Consider the following 19,428-nt stretch of genomic DNA (forward strand, 5'->3'; position numbering starts at 1 on the left):
TGCCTCCCGGGTGTCAGGTGAGAGCTGTGCTGATAGCCTCGAACATCGCTGCTGCCGCGGGACCCGCGAACGGATCAACAGGCAGCGGCGTCGAGGAGAACTTAACCCCCACCACTCCCGATCTCCGGCTGATATAGACCATTTGCCCATGGATCCCCAGACAGTAGGCCGTGTCCCAGTCATTGGAGAGGAACCAGAACTGGCTGCGGTACTTCCCGCCCGGCATAGCTCCTGATTCCTTGGCAGCCGCGAATGCCTCTGCGGAGTCCGGCCCGCCGGCGAATATGTCGTCAACCCACGCGGCTTCCAGGATTCGTTGGCCACCCAGCGAGACTCCGCCATCACGAATCATCGCTCCGAAACGAGCCATGTCTTCCAGCGTGGCGCAGATACCGCCGTCGAACATTCCGGTGCCCGTGGCGTCGACAGTGATGTAGGCCCCATAGCGGGCGCCGAGCCGTGACCAGAGGAGATCCGAGGCAAGATCGGCAAAAGTCCGGCCGCTGGCTGCCTCGCACAGCCAACCCAGGACATCGGTTTCGCAACTACGGTAGGCAAAAGCACCGCCGTGTTCACGTTCCTGCTGCAAGCCCACAAGGAACTGCTTCAGCGTGGCCGCATCGCCGGGTGCGCGGGGTGCCCAGCCCACAGCCCTATCCAGCTGCCGCACTTCGGACGCCTGGTCCAGATACTCCTCGGAGAACCTGATGCCGCTGCGCATATCCAGTACGTCCCGGATAGTCGCACCCCGGTAACCGCTGGCCGCCAGTTCGGGGATGTAATGATCCAGCCGCTCGGAAGTATCCACCTTTCCCTGTCCCGCCAGGACACCGACCACCGTGGATATCACCGACTTGCTCACCGACATCAGCAGGTGTCTCGTGCCGGGGCTCATCCCACCGAAATACTCCTGGGCGAGAACCTCGTTGCCACGCAGGACCATCCACGCATCGGTACTGGTGGTGGCCAGGACCTCTGCAACGGTGCTGACCGAGCCATCCGGGAGGTCCACCTTCAAACCACGGAAATCTCTAGGGTTTTCCAGCAGCTCAGAAGCGGGGGAGCCCGTGGCCTCGATGGGGGCAATCGGAAACAGATCGTCCATGTGCTGGAACGACCACCGCAGACTGTCCGGCTCCTGCCAGTTCCGGGCAGTGACACCACTCTGCTTGGAGATTCTCTTTCCCATGCTTGTCCTTCAATAGTTCGGGCGATGTAGTTCAGGCCGCAACGACGTCGGCGCGGTGCGAACCAGGGGACTATCTAGAAAGCGAATGCCATTCACTTAAAGAATATGCGCACGAGCTTCCTTGTGTCATTAGTTAGACGCCCAGATCCAAACTCCCAGTCACCGGACGTAAACTGACCTTCGCATCACGTCCTATGAGCCTTCGGGCCAGTGTCCTGGACCAGGAGCCGCGCATGCTCTGGAAACTGCTAGTTGAATACCTTCGGCCGCACCGGAAGCTGCTGGCCGCCGTCGTGGTTTTCCAGCTGGCGCAGTCCATCGCGTCCCTGTACCTGCCCACCCTGAACGCGGACATCATCGACGAGGGCGTGGCCAAGGCGAACATCGGCTACATCCTGAGCCTGGGCGGGGTGATGCTGGCGATCACCCTGCTGCAGATCGTGTGCGCGGTGATCGCGGTCTACTTCGCGGCGAAGGCGGCCATGGGCGTGGGCCGGGACCTCAGGGCAGCCGTGTTCAAAAGGGTGGGGGAGTTCTCAGAGCAGGAGGTCACCAGGTTCGGTGCGCCCAGCCTCATCACCAGGTCCACCAACGACGTCCAGCAGGTCCAACAGCTGGTCCTCATGTCCGCCACCATGCTGGTCACCGCGCCCATGCTCAGCATCGGCGGGGTGGTCATGGCCGTGCGGCAGGACGTGCAGCTGTCCTGGCTGATCGCCGTCGCCGTCCCGGTGCTGCTGATCGCCGTCGGCCTGATCACCGTCCGGATGGTGCCGCTGTTCCGGAAGATGCAGAAGCGGATCGACACCGTGAACCGCGTCCTCCGCGAACAGCTCACCGGCATCCGCGTGGTCCGCGCCTTCGTCCGCGAGGACATCGAAACGGAACGCTTCGCCCGTGCCAACGAGGACGTCACGGACACAGCCCTCCGCGCCGGCCGGCTGATGGCGCTCGCCTTCCCGATGGTGATGCTCGTGCTGAACGTCTCCAGCGTGGCCGTCATCTGGTTCGGCTCGTTCCGGATCCAGGACGGCTCCATGCAGGTAGGCACGCTCATCGCGTTCCTGAGCTACCTGCTGCAGATCCTGATGTCCGTCATGATGGCCACGTTCATGGCGGTGATGATCCCGCGCGCCGCCGTGTCCGGGGACCGGATCGGGGAGGTGCTGCGGACGGAGTCAAGCGTCCGGCCGCCAAGGAGGCCCGTGAGCAGTGCTATGTCTCCCAACGGGCGGCGCCGCGGCGAGCTGGAAATGCGCGACGTCGGATTCGCCTACCCGGGTGCAGACCAGCCCGTCCTCTCCGAGATCAGCTTCACCGCCAGGGCAGGGCAGACGACGGCGATCATCGGCAGCACCGGCGCCGGCAAAACCACCCTGGTGAACCTCATGCCCCGGCTGTTCGACGCGACCACCGGCTCGGTGCGGATGGACGGCGTGGACGTCCGCGAGCTGCACCCGGACCTGCTCTGGGGGCACATCGGCCTGGTCCCGCAGCGCCCCTACCTGTTCAGCGGCACCGTGCGCAGCAACCTGCTCTACGGCAAGCCGGACGCCACGGAGGACGAGCTCTGGGAAGCGCTCCGCATCGCCCAGGCCCGGGACTTCGTGGAGCGGATGGAGGAAGGCCTGGACGCGCCCATCAGCCAGGGCGGCACCAACGTCTCCGGCGGGCAGCGGCAACGGCTGGCCATCGCCCGGGCCCTGGTGAAACGGCCCGAGCTGTACATCTTCGACGACTCGTTCTCCTCGCTGGACACCGGCACCGACGCCCGGCTCCGCCAGGCGCTCAAGCGCAGCACCGCCGGCGCCACGCTGGTGATCATCGCCCAGCGCGTCTCCAGCATCGTAGACGCGGACCAGATTTTAGTGCTCGACGACGGCAGGATCGTGGGGCGCGGAACGCACAGTGAGCTGCTGGAGACGTCCGAGACGTACCGCGAAATCGTCTCCTCCCAGCTGGCGGCGGAGGAGACGGTATGAGCCCGCGCCCCTCATCTGGAACCAGCGCCGGAACCGCACCGGCCGCCAAAACCGGAAGCGCCGACGTCGTACGCATTCCCCGTCCGGCAGGCGGACCGGGGAGGGGCGGACCCTTCGCGGGGATGAACGTCCCGGCGGAGAAGGCGATGAACTTCTGGCCGTCCGCCAAACGGCTGCTGGGGAAGCTGCGGCCGGAGCGGGCGTGGCTGCTGCTGGTGTTCGTGACGGCGGTGGCCGGGGTGGCGCTCTCGGTGATCGGGCCGCGGCTGCTGGGGGAGGGCACCAACCTGATTTTCGCCGGGGTGGTGTCCCGGGACCTGCCGGCCGGGACCACCAAGGAGCAGGTGATTGCGCAGCTGCGGGCGGCGGGGGAGAACCAGCAGGCGGACATGCTGACGCCCATGGCGCTGACGCCGGGGCAGGGGATCGACTTCGCCGCGCTGGGGAACGTGCTGACGTGGGCGCTGGTGCTGTATGTGCTGTCGTCGGCGTTTATGTGGGTGCAGGCGTATGTGCTGAACGGCGTGGTGCAGCGGACCGTGTTCGGGCTGCGCGCGGAGATCGAGGCGAAGATCCACCGGCTGCCGCTGCGGTATTTCGACTCCATCCAGCGCGGTGAACTGCTGAGCCGGGTAACCAACGACGTGGACAACATCTCCCAAAGCCTGCAGCAGACCATCAGCCAGGCGGTCACGTCGGTGCTGACGGTGCTGGGCGTGCTGGTGATGATGTTCATCCTCTCGCCCACGCTGGCGCTGATCGCGCTGGTGACCATTCCGCTGACGCTGGGGATCACGGCGCTGATTGCCAAGCGCTCGCAGAAGCTGTTTGTGGCGCAGTGGAAGAACACGGGAGAGCTGAACGGGCAGATCGAGGAGACCTACACCGGGCATGCGCTGGTGAAGGTGTTCGGCCGGCAGCGCGAGGTGGAGGAGCGGTTCCGGCAGAAGAACGCGGAGCTGTATGAGGCGAGCTTCGGGGCGCAGTTCATTTCCGGGCTCATCATGCCGGCCATGACGTTCATCGGGAACCTGGTGTACGTGGGGATCGCCGTGGTGGGCGGGGTGCAGGTGGCGTCCGGAACCATGCAGCTGGGCGACGTGCAGGCGTTCATCCAGTACTCGCGGCAGTTCACCATGCCGCTGGCGCAGCTGGGGTCCATGGCCAACGTGCTGCAGTCCGGGGTGGCGTCCGCCGAGCGGGTGTTCTCGTTGCTGGATGAGGAGGAGGAGTCTGTTGAACCGGCGCCTTCAACTGGTCCGGTGTTTGGGCGGGGGCGGCTGGTGTTCGAGGACGTTTCCTTCTCCTACTCACCGGACAAGCCGCTGATCTCCGGGCTTTCACTGGTGGCGGAGCCGGGGCAGACGGTCGCGATTGTGGGGCCCACCGGGGCTGGCAAGACGACGCTGGTGAACCTGATGATGCGGTTCTACGAGCTGGACGCGGGGCGGATCACGCTCGACGGCGTTGACGTCACCTCGGTGCCGCGGCGCGAGCTGCGCTCGCGGCTGGGGATGGTGCTGCAGGATACGTGGCTGTTCGGCGGGACGATCAGGGACAACATTGCGTACGGGCGGCCTTCTGCTTCGGAAGACGAGATCCTGGAGGCGGCGCGGGCGACGTATGTGGACCGGTTCGTGCGGTCGCTGCCTGACGGGTACGACACGGTGCTGGACGACGAGGGCGCCAACGTGTCCATGGGGGAGAAGCAGTTGCTGACGATTGCGCGGGCTTTCCTGGCCCGGCCTTCGGTACTGATCCTGGATGAGGCGACGTCTTCAGTGGATACCCGGACCGAGGTGCTGGTGCAGAAGGCGATGAGCGCGCTGCGGTCCGACCGGACTTCTTTCGTGATCGCGCACCGGCTGTCCACGATCCGCGACGCCGACCTCATCCTGGTGATGGAGGCCGGCCAGATCGTGGAGCAGGGGACGCACGCGTCGCTGTTGGCCGCGGGCGGGGCTTACGCGCGGCTGTATGAAGCCCAGTTCGCTGCGCCGGTGGCGGAAGTCTGACCTGTTAACCAGGCCGTGTGTTACATCCTGTCAAAAGAACGTTAAGTTGAAATCTAAGACCTTCGCGAAGATGCGCCCAGAAATCGCCGTTTTGATCCTATTCTGACGGCGCTGCGGGGGACGACTGACGTCAGGTTGGGGTGTACCTCAATTCACAGGTTCCTCGGGGTCTACCAAGGCCCGGTTCGAATGGTTAGGGCTGTCCCTATGGCTATTGGGAGTTGTTCGCGTTCACGCGGTCAGGCAGGACGCGCCGCCGAGCAGGCAGCCCGGCGGCGTTTCTTCCCGTTTGTAGACAGCGTTACATGTCAGCAGAACACTGCAACGGGTGCGCCGAAGAGGGTTTCGTCTGGCTCGATGCCAAGTCCGGGACCTTGCGGGAGACGGATGTGGCCGTCTTCGACGGTGATGCCGCCGCGTGGGTCGTAGTGGCCTTCGATGTAGGGCTGTGCAATCCAGGTGCCCTCGTTGAGTGCTGGGCGCACGGTGGATCCGAGGTGCGCGCAGGCTGCGGCGATGATGTCTCCGCCCCACGAGTCGTCGGTGGTGTGCGGTGTGGAGTAGGCGTCGCATACATCGCGAACGACTGACATGGGGTGCAGGCCGCCGAGACGTGTAATTTTCAGTCCAAGTCCGTCGCAATCGCGCTTCGCGACCGCTCCGACCGTTTTGACGAGGTCCGTGGTGATCTCGTCGAAGTAGATTGCGTGGTTCACGCGCTCACGCACCGCGAGTACCTCTTCCAGTGTGTTGCAGGGCTGTTCGATGATGAAGGGGATGTCAGGGCACTCCCGGCTGAGCCGCAACGTGTCGCGCACCGTGAGGGCGCGATTCGCGTCCGCGGCAAGGCTGACTCCGCGATTCCCCACACGTTCCCAGACCTTGCGGATCGTCTCGATGTCGAGGTCGACGGGGCGGCCCCCTACTTTGAGCTGCAGTCGAGGGTAGCCCTCGGCTACTCTTTCGGCGGCGCGGTGTGCGACGACGTTTGGTTCGTCGACGGCCAGCGCGTAGTAGGACGGGATTCGTTCGGTTTCCGCGCCGCCGAGCAGGTCGGCGACACGCACGCCGTAGTGCTTGCCGGTCACGTCGTGCGCTGCGATGTCGATCGCGGCCTTGGCGTAGCGGTGCCCGTTGAGCAGTTCGTCCATGCGGCGGTGGAGGCGGACGATGTTCGTCGGATCCTGGCCGATGAGTCCTTGCGCCATCTCGGAAAGTGCGGCGCGGTTCCCCGCAGCGTGGTGCTGCTCGTATACCGAGCCCACGGGGCAAGCCTCGCCCCACCCGGCCAAGCCGGTGTCGGTGGTCATACGGACCAGGGTGGTGTCGAGCGAGAAGATCTCGCCGTGCGACATGCGGTATGGGCCGTTGCGCACCGGAAGGTCATGGGCGTAGATCGCGATCTCTGTGATTTTCATGTGGGTCCTGACTTCTTGGTCTTCATTTCTTTCTTGTGGCGGGCTTCTAAAACTCGACGGGCGGTGGCACGAGCACGAGCTTGCCGGGGAATTTCTTGACGATGAAGTGGCGCGGTGTATTTCGGCCAGCGGGTAGGTTTGCGAAACGAGGGGCTGGATCTGACCGTTGTTGATGTAGCGCACGAGGTTCTCGAAGACTTCGTCCTCTTGGAAGGTGCAGCCGAACAGCGAGAGATCGTGGAGGTAGATGGTCGCAGGTCGATTTCCGAGAGCGCACCGCAGATGGCGGCCGTGGAGGTGACACGGGGCGCGGCTGCCTGCCGCTCCCTGGGGTTTGCCTCCTGCCGGTCAGAGGTCGACGAACCGTCAGTTGGCGTCTGCGAACCAGCTGTCGGCGGCCTTGCGGTTGTCGGGGTTCTCGAGCCACTTCTTGGCCCCGTCCACCGGGTTGTTTGGGGTCTGGCTGACGTCCGCCATTAGAGTCGAGAACTGTTCGTCAGTTAATTTCATGTTGGACATCCACTTCACGACTTGCGGGTTTTTTGAAGCGAACTTCTTTGAGAACGTGACGTATGAACTGTCCGGCTTTGGCCAAGCGCCAAGATCATCCTCAAGAACCTTGATTGGCATTGAGGCGAAGGCCCAATGCGGTTGCCATAAGGTGGCTACGACCGGCTTGCCTGTCGCTGCTGCATCCTTGAGGACTGCCAGGGTTGCGGGAGTGCTTCCCGCGACAATCTTGAGCTTGTCCGTCGCTTCATACTTCTTGAGCACGTCGGGGAGAATTCTCATCTCGCCTGAACCAGCTTCGATGCCAACCACCTTCGAGCCGTACTTCGCAGCGTTGTTCACGACTTCGCTGATCGTGTTCTCCGGCATCGATTTCGGGGCGACAAGGACGAGGCGGTCGTTGTCATAGAAGGGCTTTTCCGGGATGACGAGCTTGTCTTTGTACTTGTCCACATACGTGCCGTGGGCTGAGGGCAGCCACGCGTCAACAAAACCGTCGATGTCTCCGCGGGCAACGCCGGCGTATCCGACGGCCAGGTCTGCCTGCTTGGTCTGGAGCGTGTAGCCGTGCTCCGCGAGCAGTTCCTGCCAGAGTCCGTTGAGTGCCACGACGTCGTCGTAACCGGGCACCGTGAACAAAGTGACGGTCTTGTCACTGGACTCGGAATTGGTCGCCGGGGTGGTGGCTCCGGAGCAGGCGCTGACGCCGGCAACGAGAACGGCGCAGGCCAAGAAGGCGCCAATCTTCTTCTTAATCAAGGGCAGTGTCCAATTGTCTAGGGCTTGGGGCTGGGAAGGCGGTGGCGCAACTGGCTGCGGCGTGCACCTTTGGCGCCTAACCAGCTGTTCCTTTTTTGAACGATGCGTTCGAAGCTATGTCATAGATCACATGAAGTCAAGCAAACGGTTTACCGTTGACAGAAACGCCGCGAGGTCATAGTTTGAACCTCGCGTTCATTATTGAGCATTCGCGGCGGTTCCTCCGCCAACACCGCAAGTAGGAGCAAAGGAGTTCCGTGAGCACTAAGACGGAAGCAGGCGTGGGCCCTATGGCGGCCGACAAGGATTCACTGCCCGAGACGATGGCGGCTGTGCTGCTTACCGGGCACGGCGGCCTGGAGAAGCTCGATTACCGCACAGACGTCCCCGTCCCCGCCCCTGGTGAGGGCGAGGTTCTCATCCAGATCGCTGCGGCCGGGATCAACAACACCGACATCAACACCCGGATTGGCTGGTATTCGAAAGCTGTCGAGTCAGGAACCGCCGACGGTGGGACTGCTGGTTTCGCTGACATCACCGATTCCGACGCCGCTTGGTCGGGTGAGGCCCTGACCTTCCCCCGGATCCAGGGCGCCGACGTGGCCGGGCGCATTGTCGCCGTCGGCGACGGTGTCTCCCAGGAGCGGATCGGCGAGCGGGTGCTGGTGCGGAACATGCTGCGGTCTTACGTCGGTTACCGCCCTTACGAGTGCTGGACGTTTGGCAGTGAGTGCGACGGCGGATTCGCCCAGTTCGCTGTCGCCCCATCCCGCGAAACCTACGGGGTGAATTCGGACTGGAACGATACGGATCTTGCTGCCATCCCCTGCGCCTACTCCACCGCGGAAAACATGCTCCACCGCGCAGGTGTTGGTGCCGAACGCGTTCTGGTCACAGGAGCATCCGGCGGAGTAGGACTCGCCGCTGTCCAACTGGCCAAGCGCCGCGGCGCCACCGTGACCGCTGTCTGCTCCCCATCCAAAGCCGACCAGGTCCGGGCCGAAGGCGCCGACCGCACCATTGACCGCGGAACAGACCTCGTGGCTGAGCTGGGAAGAAACTCCTTCGACGTCGTCGTCGACATTGTCGGCGGCCCCCAGGCCGGTCAATTACTCGAGCTGCTGCGACCGGGCGGCCGGTATGCAATCGCCGGCGCGATCTCCGGCCCCTTGGCCCAGATCGACCTGCGCACCATCTACCTCAAAGACCTGAGCCTGCTTGGCTGCACCTTCCAGGACGACGAGGTCTTCGAGAATCTCATCAGCTACATCGAGGCCAACGAGATCCGCCCAGTGGTCTCCAAGACCTATCCCTTGGCCGACATCGCCCAGGCCCAGGAAGACTTCCTGTCCAAGAAACACACGGGCAAGCTCGTCCTCATCTCACCGGCCGCTACCTTCGCGAACCCGGCAAACCACAAGAAGACGGAAATCTGACCATGAAAATCGAGCGCATTGAACTTTTCCAGGTAGACCTGCCCTACTCGGGAGGCACCTATCACCTGTCCGGAGGCCGTACCTACGAATCCTTCGACGCCTCCATCGTCAAGATCACGACCGACGACGGAACAACAGGCTGGGGCGAAAGCACACCGTTCGGTGCCACCTACATCGCTGCCCACGCGCTGGGCACACGGGCGGGCATCACAGAGCTCGCACCCGCCCTCTTGGGACGCGATCCCCGCCGGGTGGACCGGAACTTTGACCTGATGGACGCCACGCTGGTTGGCCACAACCACGCAAAAACACCGCTGGACATCGCCTGCTGGGACATCTTCGGCAAGTCGGTCAGCCTGCCCGTTTACGAACTGCTGGGCGGCGGAACGGGAACGCCCATGGCCGTGATCTCCTCCATCCATGCCGGGGATTCCGAAGAGATGCGCCAGAGAGTGGCTGCTCACCGCGCCCGTGGCTACCGCGGCCACTCCATCAAGATCGGCACGCCTGACAGCGAAGGCGGACCGGCCCTCGACGCCGAGCGCATCACCGCCTGCCTCGCTGACCGGCAGCCGGGGGAGTTCTTCCTCGTTGACGCCAACGGGGGCATGACGCCCGAATCCGCCATGCGGATGGTGGCACTGCTGCCCTCCGGACTCGACTTCGTTATCGAAGCGCCTTGCGCCACCTGGCGCGAAACCATGTCTCTGCGGCAGCGTTGCCCTTACCCGATTATCCTCGACGAACTCGCGCAGCAGGACAGCGACCTCGCATGGGCCATCGCCCACGATGTCGCAGACGGGTTCGGGCTGAAAATCTCCAAGGCTGGCGGACTCACTCCGGGAAGGCGCCAGCGCGACATCGCGCGAGCGGCCGGGCTGACCGTCAGTGTCCAGGACACCGTCGGATCGGCCATCGCGTTCGCGGCCATCACCCAGCTGGGTGCCACCGTTCCCGAAAAGCTGCTCCGCTGCGTCCTCAACTGCGACGACATGGTCACCCTCAAGACCGCGAAATTTGATGCCATCCACCGCGACGGGGGAATCCTCCCCCCGGAGGCCCCGGGACTCGGCATCGAAGTCGACGAAGCCGTGCTCGGCGACCCTGTCGCGGTGTGGGGGAACTGAGCGAACCAACCTGTCCAGGGCCGTTTCCCGCTTCCGCCCGGAAGAGGGAAACGGCCCTGACATTCAACACCGTCAAAAATGCGACACAACAGGGGGGAGACCAGATGGCTGTACTGGCTGACATGAGCGGATGGATTGGAGCACTGACCGTATTGGCCGGTTACGCAGCCTTCTCACTGGGCTGGATCACCAATGGACCGCTATTCCATATATCGAACCTGATTGGATCAGCCGGCCTCATCATTAACGGGTACCACAACGAAGCCTGGCCCTTCGTCGTCCTCAACACGGTGTGGCCCGCTATCGCCATCACTGTACTGATGCGCCTGTTGCGATCCAAGCTTGCTGCACCGAAGGCAGTCAGCGGTACCCGGCTAAACTGAGGTGATTTCAGGAGAGGTGGAAATAATGGTTGTGGCGCGACGCATCGCCAGGGCGGAAGCGCTGAGCAAACAGGTTGTGGCCGCACTGAGGGCGGACATCCTGACAGGTGACCTTCCTCCCGGAGCTCTGCTGGTAGAAGCCACGCTTGCGGAGTCCTTCGAAGTAAGCCGCGGCCCCGTCCGGGATGCTCTGCGCACGTTATCCAGTGAAGGCCTTATCGAGTCCTCCGGCCGGAGCTACCGGGTTGTTGGGCTGGACGAGAAAGACCTCCACGACCTCTTTGAGCTACGTGAATTGCTTGAGGTAGCAGCCGCACAGCAATGCGCTGTAACCGACCCCGGTAGTTTCCGGCAGGCAGCGGAAGGGGCGTTGGCAGATATGCGGAACGCCGCAGAAACTGGCGACACTGATGCCTTCGCACGTGCTGATGTCGCTTTTCACTCAGCCTTCTTCGCCTCATGCGGCAACCGTCGCCTCTTGGCGGTCTGGGAACAGCATGTCCCTACTTTCGCAGAATTATTCCGCCTCACCACAGCATTGGACGATCCCCTGACGCGGTCCGTGGAATGGCATCAGCAAATGCTCAACATCGTCCTTTCGGGGGATCCAGATGCCATCGCAGCCGAAGTCCACAAGCTTGTAGTGGGCGGCGAGCAACAAATTGTTGCCGCCCAGCGGCAGCTAGTGGAACAACGAAGAGCCTGACACGTACCACGAACAATAAGCGATGGGTCTCTAGCCCGCCTCACGTGCGAAAACACGATCGCATAGCAGCCAAGCACAAGACCGTTCCTGTCTGACCTGCCGAAATGCCGAGTTCCGCCATGCACAGGAGTTCTCCTGACGGACACTCTGCCTCTGCCGGGCAAACCCGTACTTGCTGCTCACGCGGCTCGGAACTCGCGGTAACTTTGATCCGTCCATGGCGGGGGTCAATTCGGGTTGTCCACGGCTGGGATCGGGAGCCGTTGGGGTAGCTCCCTGGTAGCAGTAGCGGTGGATAACCTATGCGAATTGTCCCCGGCGGTGGTCGGGCGGACCTTCTCGTTGTTCCGAGCGCCAGGCAAGAAGTCGTGTGTCAGTTTTAGGTGTGCTACAACTGGAATTCCCCGCCCGGGTGCGAGATTCTCTCGACTTTCTGACTCGCGTCCGGCTAAACAGGCCGTGTTCGACCTCGCATATTTTGACCAGGCCTGGTCCAACGGCGGCGTTTAGTCAGTAGGCACGAATAGTTCGAAATCGTTCGGCGCAGGAAGCTTAGTCTTCGAGTTGCAAGGCCAACCAGTGCGTCGAGAATGGAAGCGTCACGCTGGTTCCGGTGCCGATGGTGGGGTGGTGGCAAGGTTGTAAAGAATGGAAACCACCACGGGTTGGACGGTTTTGCAGGGCGAGGTCGAAGGCGCGGTGGGCGACCACCGTGGCGTTGCCGGGTCCGGCTAGCAAGTAAGGACTCCGACCGCTTCCGCGGCTTTGGCCCGGTCCATGTCGAAGGGCCGAAGGCCCGTGGACGGAGCGTCGCCCACCACCAGGACCAACGGAATGCGGGCCATGCGTGCTTCAGCGATTATGGCGTAGGCGTTGGTGAAACCGGCGGGCTTCCGCAGCATCTAAAAATACTTTGTCATTGCTTACAGTCCGGCCTGCTTGATCATTTCTGTGAGCCAGGGACGGTGTTCACGATGGAAAGTTAAGGCCTCGGGCAGCCCCTGCACGGAGGGTTCGGATGCCTTGATATCGATGGTGATCCGGCCTCCGGCCATTGGCGCGTTGGTGATGTGGAGGTCACCGTAAGATTCCGGGAGTGCCGGATCCATCCAGAAGCCGCCGCGGGAAATATGGGCGTCGTACTGCATCAGGCTCGTTATGAGCATGATCGGTGTGGTCGCTGCCCAGGCCTGTGGGGAGCAGGCGGTGGGATACGGTACGGGCTCGGGGACCTGGTCACGGCTGAAGCCACAGAATAGTTCCGGGAGGCGGCCGTCAGTGTAGTCGGCCGCCTCAAACAGGGCGGTGGCGATCCGCTGTGCCTCATCCACGAAGCCGTAGCGCATCAGGCCGGCCGCGATGATGGCGTTGTCGTGCGGCCAGACTGAGCCGTTATGGTAGCTGGCCGGGTTGTAGGCCCCCATGTCGCTGGCGAGGGTCCGTACGCCCCAGCCGCTGAACATCTCGGGGGACATCAGCCGTTCTGCTACCTGCGGTACCTTGTCCTCGTCCACAATGCCATGCCACAGGCACTGCCCCATGTTGGACGCGCACGCGTCGACCTGCCGTTTGTCCCCGTCGAGCGCGATGGCGAAGTAGCCGCGGTCAGGCATCCAGAACTCTTGGTTGAACCTCTCCTTCAACTGTGCTGCTTCTCCGGTGAGCTGGGCCGCCAAAGCCTCGTCACCGGCGTCGTACGCCATCCATGCCCGGGACACAAAAGCGGTGTAGGCCAGCGCCTGAGCTTCGCAGAGTGCGATAGGGGGCTGGGCAAGCCGGCCGTCTGCGAAGTTGATGCCGTCCCAGGAGTCCTTCCAACCTTGGTTGATGAGACCAGAATCGTTGAGGCGCTTGTATTCTACGAACCCGTCGCCGTCCTTGTCCCCGTATTTCCGGATCCAGTCCAGTGCACGGTCGGCGTGGGGCAGCAGCGCGGCGATGATGTCCTTGGCAAAGCCCCAGCGGCTGACTGAGGCCACGGCCATCACAAATTGTGGCGTGGCGTCTACGCTGCCGTAGTAAGCGGATTTTCCGCCCAGGGCTAGGCCGCCGGAGACGCCTAGCCTGACCTCGTGCAGGATTTTTCCCGGCTCCTCTTCGCTCATCGGATCCACCACGCTCCCTTGGCGGTCGGCCAGGGTCTGCAACGTGCCAAGTGCCAAGGAAGGGTCAACGGGCAGTGCCATTTCCGATGCCCACAGCGCGTCCCGGCCGAAAAGGGTCATGAACCAGGGCGCCCCGGCAGCCACCACGATCCGTTCCGGATGGGCAGGATCCTCGATACGAAGCGCGCCCAAGTCATCGTAGCTGCGCCGCAGGGTCCGTTCGATGGAAGGGTTCCCGATGTGCAGTTTGGGAATTTTTGCTACCCATTCCTGGCGTCGGCGGTCGCTGGGTGATAGCTCACCCCGCGCCGGACGGACGAACGACGCCGGTCCCGCGCCGTCGGTGGTCGGCACCACGGTCAGAAGGGTGGTCCACTCTCCATGCGGTGGGATGACCACCCGGTACGTCAGGCCCTCGGTAGTTATGTCGGCACCGCCGGCGTTGACGACGACGCCCTTCCGGAAGTCCTGCCAGACACCCCTGATGGACAGGGAGTCGCCCTCCGGGTGGCGGGATTGTGCCCAGTGCCGCTCGACCCGCGCCTCTTTCACTTCAAAAAGATCAGCGAAGTCCGATTCAACGCTGAGTGAGACCCTGCATGCAGCCGGGACCGAGGAGTAGTTCCGGATGGTGATCTCCTCACGGATCCCGGCACTCACCTCCCGCAGGCGTTCAACGATCATGGGGCTGTCCGCGTAGCCGTCGGAACGGGAAACACGGCCAATGAACAAGGCCCGGTAGGGTTCCTGCGTCGATGCAGTCAACGGCTCTAGGACCTGCCCGTTGACTGCCAGGTTCCAGCGGGACAGGATGCGGGTGTCCTCGTGGAAAACACCGTGCGGGTGTTCCGGATGAATGTCTCCATTCGCCGAGGAAATGCAAAAGGACGGCCCCTCCACCAAAGTGACCGTGCCAATCCCCACCGGCCCGGCAGCCGTGTCGGCATTCCATCCAGCCATCGCCGTCTCCTCCCGTGAAAGGTTCAATGCGGGGCGACGCTACATGCCTCTGAATCCAACGTCGATCGCAGCCTTACCCCGTGGAAAGACGCTACGCCTGTAGACCCTTGGACGGTAGGCGCTTCAGTTCGGCTGCTCGGGCTCCCATGTCAGCCAGTGGTTGGGCGAAGGTGGTGATGCCCGCGCAAGATGTTGAACCAGTCGCGGTCGCCGACGACGCCGTCGACCCGGCGGGCTGCCATCTCCTGCAGTGCTTCCTGCTCAGGCCCGGATGGCTGCCGGTAGTAGCGACGAAGAGGTGGTGACCTGCGGCGCGGAGTACGTCATACCGGGGACGATGAGCGACGCTCCTGGTCCAGCATTCGGGCAGTGCGCGGCGGTGGCGTCAGTGATGTAGCCAAAGGAGCGTGCTGCTTCAAGGACGCGGGTGCTTGCGTCACCGCCACGGCGCCTTCAAAGGCTATCCCGGTGCTGCCGGTTGTTTCCTGGGCGCGAGTTCAAATTTGCTCCAGAGTTCCGCGCCGCTTCCCTGCCTGGATGCCAACTAAGGTAACGCCGAGATTATTCAAACCTTGATCTTCGCTTTCAACTGCGGGACCTTTGGCGCGTTGCCCGTCAGGCGCTATGCAACCAAGTCGGGAATTTACTCTCCGTACATTAATGCGGTGAGGAAACTCCCAAGCCCTGGGCCAGAGGGAGATGGCACGTCTTCTCCCTCGGCTTTCGCCGGGTTAGGGTACTTAGCGCTGACATTTGTGGATGAATGCAGCCAACCCTCCCGTTGAACAGGCGTGGCTGTTGCGGACATTGCCCCGATATTCCAAGACATAGGGATAGAGGCGTGTAGTGGGCTGTCAGTGTCAGATGCGCCGGCCATGGTGCTGTGTGTTGTGCTCATCGCTACTTCTTTGCGCTGGTGACCGTCGAAGCTATTTTCCGGACAGTATCTGGGCAAGAACTCGATCCAGTTCTTCATCCAGGGGGGACGCGGCTTCATTGTCAGAAGACCATGATTGTCCCTGATCGAGGTAGATGCCTTCCCAGGGGGAGCACGTAATTTGCCCGGAAAAGCCAAGGTCGTGCGCTGGCGGGGACTGATGCAGCGAGCTTTCCCCAGCCTGCTTTCGATGGGTCCGAGTAATGGCGCTTGTCAGGGAGCGGTAGGTCAGAGACATCGTGTCTTCCTTTCGGGATTTGGCTCGGACAGCATCGTCGCGGCTTCCAATTTGTTCAGTATCTGAATGAGTTGTTCATTGAGTGAACAACACTAGTATGACATGCCTCACGTACGGAATCAAGGGGGATGCGCTCGGCATGGAGACCTCAACGACAGGGTCATCCTGATTGAAAACGGGCCGAAACGCAGGCAGCCGATTACTCTTGGCGGGGAGCGGGACGTGAGGCCGGAACTTGGCTTCTCGAGGCCGAAGTTCATGAAAGTGACGAGCCAAAATTTGACGATGTGGGCCGGACCACTCTACCTTGGTGTTCAAGTTATAAATGCATTGTTCATCATGTGAACGACCGGCAAACTGGAATGACTAAAGAGAATGTGTGTTCGACGTCCCCCTCGAGGCGTCCCCATGCCGCCAAGTCCCGTCGCGTCTCCTTGTTCCTCAAGCCAGCAAGGTCAGATCGTTCGCTTTGAAGACGCGGCAGGAATCTCGCGATCGTTTTGGTCCCTGAGTATCTGGCGGGAGTTGACATCGTGTTCGGTTGCAGGTGCAGAACCACTCGCGATGTCGATGTACGCTACCCGCCCAATAAGAAAGACGAAGATGTCCGATTACCCAAGTACACAACTCCCAGAGATGTCCGGAAGCACCCGCCGCCTGCGGACGGAAGACTGCATCATCGTCGACAAACGCGAGCTGCGTAAAGCGCAGATCGGCGCCGGCGTCGGCAACTTCATCGAGTGGTACGACATCGGGATCTACGGATACCTGACGCTTACCATGACCAGTGTCTTTACGGAGGGCATGGACCAAAGCACTGGTCTGCTGGTAACGCTCCTGGGGTTCGCGGTGTCGTTCATCGTTCGTCCATTGGGCGGCATGATTCTGGGACCTCTGGGTGACAGGATTGGTCGGCGCAAGGTTCTGTTCTTCACCATGGCACTCATGGCGTCGGCAACAACTCTCATCGGCCTGCTGCCAACCGCTGGGCAAGTAGGTTTGTGGGTGATTGTTCCGCTGTACCTCCTCAAAATGCTCCAGGGCTTCTCCACGGGCGGGGAGTACTCCGGCGCCGCGACGTACGTCGCTGAATTTTCCCCGGACCGCCATCGAGGCTTCTGGACGGCCCTGTTGAACACTGGCGCGCAGCTGGGCTTCGCAGCCGGGGCCGCCGTGGTTGCGGCCACCACGATCATCACTACCTCGCTATGGGGCGAGTCCGCGATGCTCGAGGGCGGTTGGCGCATCCCGTTCCTGCTCGCACTGCCCTTGGGCCTCGTTGCCATATCCCTGCGGAAACGTATCCCCGAGTCGCCCAGCTTTGAGGTGGCGCAGGAGAAGACGGAAACGAAAGACGTCAACTCGATCTTTGTCCGGCAGAACCTGCCGAAGATCATCAAACTGTACTGGCCTCAGATCCTGATCGGCATTGCCCTGATCGCCGCGGATGGAACGTCCTCTTACACCGTAACCAGTTACATGCCGACCTACCTGGAGTCACAGATTGGGATGGCCTCCGTCACGACCGCAATAGCGACAGTGGTGATCCTCCTCCTTCAGGCGCTCATAGTGCCGTTCGTGGCCAGGTGGTCGGACCGCATCGGACGCAAGCCCATATACCTGATAGCGACGCTTGGAAACCTCGTCCTGCTCGTGCCGGCGTTTGCGCTGATGCATCTCGGCGAAATGTGGTCGCTGTATCTCGCCCTGTTCATGGTTTCACTGCCCAGTGCGTTCTTCCTGGCCCTCACGGGTGCCGTTATGTCGGAGCTGTTCCCCACTGCCTCCCGCTACGGAAGTGTAGGTCTCACCCACAATGTGGCAATTTCCCTATTCGGTGGCACCACTCCCTTGGTGAGCCAGCTTCTCGTACAAGTCACCGGTAATTCCTACGCGCCGGCCTTCTACGTGATGTTCTTCTCCGCAGTGGCCCTCTTTGCCCTAACGAAGATGCGTGAATCGGCCTCGCGCCCCCTCCTGGGGTCGGTGCCGGTCGTTTCAACCAGGGAGGAAGCAGCCGCGCTGGTCAAGGACCAGGACACCAGCGATCACATCGACACCTCCACCATGCTTTTGGTTTCCGTTCCCGCAGTCAAGGAACCGTCCCATTCCAACTAGGCATCACCAGTTGGAATGGAAAGCCCAATTCACAAAGAGGTATTAACGGTCGATTCTCCCGGAACAGCAGGCGTGGAAGCCCGTGTTCCGGGAGAATTCGCGAGCCCCTGCAATAAGGGGAACATGCCCACACAAGCGGACGGCAGTTTTGTTGGACCGGCCGACTTGTTTCTAAGCCTGGGATTGACGGGGCAGCTTCTTGGACACACCCCCGGAATAAAATGAACACTGTGTTCGGAGCCACCAGCAGGGTGGCTCTTTTAGAAAGGAAAACGAGTCCGGCATGGTAGGCGCGAGCAGCTTGAGGGGCTCTCATCCGATGGCAGCGCGGCGTTGAATTCACAGACATCGCTTCCGGTGTGGGCAATGCAGCGCGTGGCGACAGTTCTCGAATTGGAGCACCGAAACCGGACACTCCGAATTGACGCCGTGGACTTGGCGAGGCGGACCGGTTTAAGCAAGAGCCTTGCTCGCCGATGCCTTAGGCAGCTGGAGAAGCAGAAGATGGCCTCTGATCGCTGATATCTCTCGGAGCGAACCGCAAAGGTGGGCGTCCCAGGTTAGGCCAGAACTTTGGCAACCTCTTCTGCCCCTTGCCTCAGCTCACGCTCAAAGTCAGGCAGTCGTTCGGTTTTCAGTCGCTGGACTGGTCCATTGATGACGAAAACGCCAATGAGGGTCCCTGCCGTGTCGCGCACGGCGCGGCCCATAGCGAATAGGCCTACTTCCAGTTCCTCATCAGTGACTGCGTAACCCTGTTCGCGGACGCTGCGAAGTTCCTTAAGGAGTGCTCCCCGGCCGGTAATCGTGTTGGCGGTAAACGACTCCAGCTTTTCAGGGAGTGTGGTCTTGATTTCATCATCATCGTGTTCGGCAAGGATGAGTTTTCCCGTGGCGCTGGCGTGAAGTGGGTACGTTCCACCCAGGTATGTCTGGGTGGCCAGGTAACGTGAGCCGGAGGCCTCGGCGATTACCTCGTGGTCCCAATCTCCGCGCATGATGACGAAGCTGAACGTCTCGTTGAGCCGGCCGGCATATTCGTCCAGAACGGGTTGAACCCTGGCTACTGCTCCGGCATACGGATCAGCCAGCCTGCCCAAATGCGCCAGTTGCCATCCGAGCTTGTAGCGGTTGTCCTCGCGTTCCACAAAGCCCGTCTGTTCAAGGCTCAGGAGGAGTCGGAATGCGGTTGGGCGCGACATCTTCACGCTCTGTGCCAGTTCGGTGACGTTAATGCCGCCGCGGTGGCGTCCGAGCTCGCGGAGAAGCACTGTCGCCTTCACCACGGACTTATTGATGAGGTCGAAAGGCTCGGGCGTGGTCTCCGCCCCTGAGTCCTCCGGCAGTGCTTTCTGTTCCGTTGCCATTTCGGCTCCCATTCCGCCTCCGCTTGGCCCCTAGGGCCTGACTCCGATTGCTTCATCCATCCTAGGGCCTAATCACTTCTCGAACCGTTCGTTCAAACCAGAAGAGCCGACCTGTCGGGGGGGGTGGCGAATCCGGAACAGTTCCCTCTTGACAGTGAGCCACGCAACATCGTAAATT

Annotated in this window: 14 protein-coding genes; 8 read left to right on the forward strand and 6 right to left on the reverse strand. The window is 62.0% G+C overall.

Going from position 1 to position 19,428, the window contains the following annotated elements; translation table 11 throughout:
• Positions 1–13: 13 nt before the first annotated feature.
• Positions 14–1,189, reverse strand: coding sequence for a serine hydrolase domain-containing protein (locus tag AC5RUU_RS16715; RefSeq protein ID WP_493976329.1), 1,176 nt, complete (start codon positions 1,187–1,189; stop codon positions 14–16).
• A gap of 233 nt (positions 1,190–1,422) precedes the next feature.
• Between AC5RUU_RS16715 and AC5RUU_RS16720 the strand changes: the two genes are divergently transcribed.
• Both AC5RUU_RS16720 and AC5RUU_RS16725 read left to right on the forward strand, forming a co-directional pair.
• Entirely contained in the window at positions 1,423–3,171 is a 1,749-nt protein-coding gene (locus AC5RUU_RS16720; RefSeq protein ID WP_493976330.1) for an ABC transporter ATP-binding protein, read from the forward strand.
• Entirely contained in the window at positions 3,168–5,186 is a 2,019-nt protein-coding gene (locus tag AC5RUU_RS16725; RefSeq protein WP_493976331.1) for an ABC transporter ATP-binding protein, read from the forward strand. The genes AC5RUU_RS16720 and AC5RUU_RS16725 overlap by 4 nt, the downstream gene beginning before the upstream one ends.
• Before the next feature lie 308 nt (positions 5,187–5,494).
• Here AC5RUU_RS16725 and AC5RUU_RS16730 read toward each other — a convergent pair whose 3' ends face one another.
• Together AC5RUU_RS16730 and AC5RUU_RS16735 are read right to left on the reverse strand one after the other, a co-directional pair.
• Positions 5,495–6,604, reverse strand: a complete 1,110-nt coding sequence (locus tag AC5RUU_RS16730; RefSeq protein WP_493976332.1) for a mandelate racemase/muconate lactonizing enzyme family protein — start codon at positions 6,602–6,604, stop codon at positions 5,495–5,497.
• Between the two features lie 366 nt (positions 6,605–6,970).
• A complete protein-coding gene (locus tag AC5RUU_RS16735; protein WP_493976333.1) occupies positions 6,971–7,873 on the reverse strand; it encodes a glycine betaine ABC transporter substrate-binding protein in 903 nt (300 codons plus the stop codon).
• Between the two features lie 257 nt (positions 7,874–8,130).
• On the opposite strand from AC5RUU_RS16735, the gene AC5RUU_RS16740 reads away from it, so the two are divergent.
• The 4 genes from AC5RUU_RS16740 (at position 8,131) to AC5RUU_RS16755 (ending at position 11,525) form a co-directional block, all read left to right on the forward strand.
• Positions 8,131–9,309 carry an alcohol dehydrogenase family protein gene (locus AC5RUU_RS16740; protein ID WP_493976334.1) on the forward strand — a complete coding sequence of 393 codons (1,179 nt, stop codon included), beginning with the start codon at positions 8,131–8,133 and terminating at the stop codon, positions 9,307–9,309.
• 2 nt (positions 9,310–9,311) lie between these two features.
• Complete coding sequence (locus AC5RUU_RS16745; RefSeq protein ID WP_493976335.1) at positions 9,312–10,436, forward strand: mandelate racemase/muconate lactonizing enzyme family protein; 1,125 nt, start codon at positions 9,312–9,314, stop codon at positions 10,434–10,436.
• Between the two features lie 122 nt (positions 10,437–10,558).
• On the forward strand, positions 10,559–10,819 hold the full coding sequence (locus tag AC5RUU_RS16750) for a CBU_0592 family membrane protein (RefSeq protein WP_493976336.1): 261 nt from the start codon (positions 10,559–10,561) through the stop codon (positions 10,817–10,819).
• Between the two features lies 1 nt (position 10,820).
• Complete coding sequence (locus AC5RUU_RS16755) at positions 10,821–11,525, forward strand: GntR family transcriptional regulator (RefSeq protein ID WP_493976337.1); 705 nt, start codon at positions 10,821–10,823, stop codon at positions 11,523–11,525.
• A gap of 731 nt (positions 11,526–12,256) precedes the next feature.
• Here the strand turns inward: AC5RUU_RS16755 and AC5RUU_RS16760 are convergent.
• A complete protein-coding gene (locus tag AC5RUU_RS16760; protein WP_493976338.1) occupies positions 12,257–12,427 on the reverse strand; it encodes a hypothetical protein in 171 nt (56 codons plus the stop codon).
• 21 nt (positions 12,428–12,448) lie between these two features.
• Positions 12,449–14,590 (reverse strand): amylo-alpha-1,6-glucosidase, encoded by a 2,142-nt coding sequence (locus AC5RUU_RS16765; RefSeq protein ID WP_493976339.1) that lies wholly within the window; start codon positions 14,588–14,590, stop codon positions 12,449–12,451.
• 1,811 nt (positions 14,591–16,401) lie between these two features.
• On the opposite strand from AC5RUU_RS16765, the gene AC5RUU_RS16770 reads away from it, so the two are divergent.
• Entirely contained in the window at positions 16,402–17,883 is a 1,482-nt protein-coding gene (locus AC5RUU_RS16770; protein WP_493976340.1) for an MFS transporter, read from the forward strand.
• Between the two features lie 366 nt (positions 17,884–18,249).
• The gene (locus AC5RUU_RS16775; protein WP_493976422.1) at positions 18,250–18,405 is read left to right on the forward strand and encodes a helix-turn-helix domain-containing protein; all 156 of its coding nucleotides are present in this window, start codon (positions 18,250–18,252) and stop codon (positions 18,403–18,405) included.
• A gap of 38 nt (positions 18,406–18,443) precedes the next feature.
• On the opposite strand, the gene AC5RUU_RS16780 is transcribed toward AC5RUU_RS16775, so the two are convergent.
• Positions 18,444–19,250 carry an IclR family transcriptional regulator gene (locus tag AC5RUU_RS16780; protein WP_493976341.1) on the reverse strand — a complete coding sequence of 269 codons (807 nt, stop codon included), beginning with the start codon at positions 19,248–19,250 and terminating at the stop codon, positions 18,444–18,446.
• Positions 19,251–19,428: the final 178 nt, after the last annotated feature.

It is taken from the genome of Arthrobacter sp. K4-10C, assembly GCF_059090085.1.

Excerpts from the sequence above, each read along its gene's own strand:
- AC5RUU_RS16715 (WP_493976329.1), bottom strand. The coding sequence starts at position 1,189 with ATGGGAAAGAGAATCTCCAAGCAGAGTGGTGTCACTGCCCGGAACTGG.
- AC5RUU_RS16720 (WP_493976330.1), top strand. The coding sequence starts at position 1,423 with ATGCTCTGGAAACTGCTAGTTGAATACCTTCGGCCGCACCGGAAGCTG.
- AC5RUU_RS16725 (WP_493976331.1), top strand. The coding sequence starts at position 3,168 with ATGAGCCCGCGCCCCTCATCTGGAACCAGCGCCGGAACCGCACCGGCC.
- AC5RUU_RS16730 (WP_493976332.1), bottom strand. The coding sequence starts at position 6,604 with ATGAAAATCACAGAGATCGCGATCTACGCCCATGACCTTCCGGTGCGC.
- AC5RUU_RS16745 (WP_493976335.1), top strand. The coding sequence starts at position 9,312 with ATGAAAATCGAGCGCATTGAACTTTTCCAGGTAGACCTGCCCTACTCG.
- AC5RUU_RS16750 (WP_493976336.1), top strand. The coding sequence starts at position 10,559 with ATGAGCGGATGGATTGGAGCACTGACCGTATTGGCCGGTTACGCAGCC.
- AC5RUU_RS16760 (WP_493976338.1), bottom strand. The coding sequence starts at position 12,427 with ATGCTGCGGAAGCCCGCCGGTTTCACCAACGCCTACGCCATAATCGCT.
- AC5RUU_RS16765 (WP_493976339.1), bottom strand. The coding sequence starts at position 14,590 with ATGGCTGGATGGAATGCCGACACGGCTGCCGGGCCGGTGGGGATTGGC.
- AC5RUU_RS16770 (WP_493976340.1), top strand. The coding sequence starts at position 16,402 with ATGTCCGGAAGCACCCGCCGCCTGCGGACGGAAGACTGCATCATCGTC.
- AC5RUU_RS16775 (WP_493976422.1), top strand. The coding sequence starts at position 18,250 with ATGCAGCGCGTGGCGACAGTTCTCGAATTGGAGCACCGAAACCGGACA.
- AC5RUU_RS16780 (WP_493976341.1), bottom strand. The coding sequence starts at position 19,250 with ATGGCAACGGAACAGAAAGCACTGCCGGAGGACTCAGGGGCGGAGACC.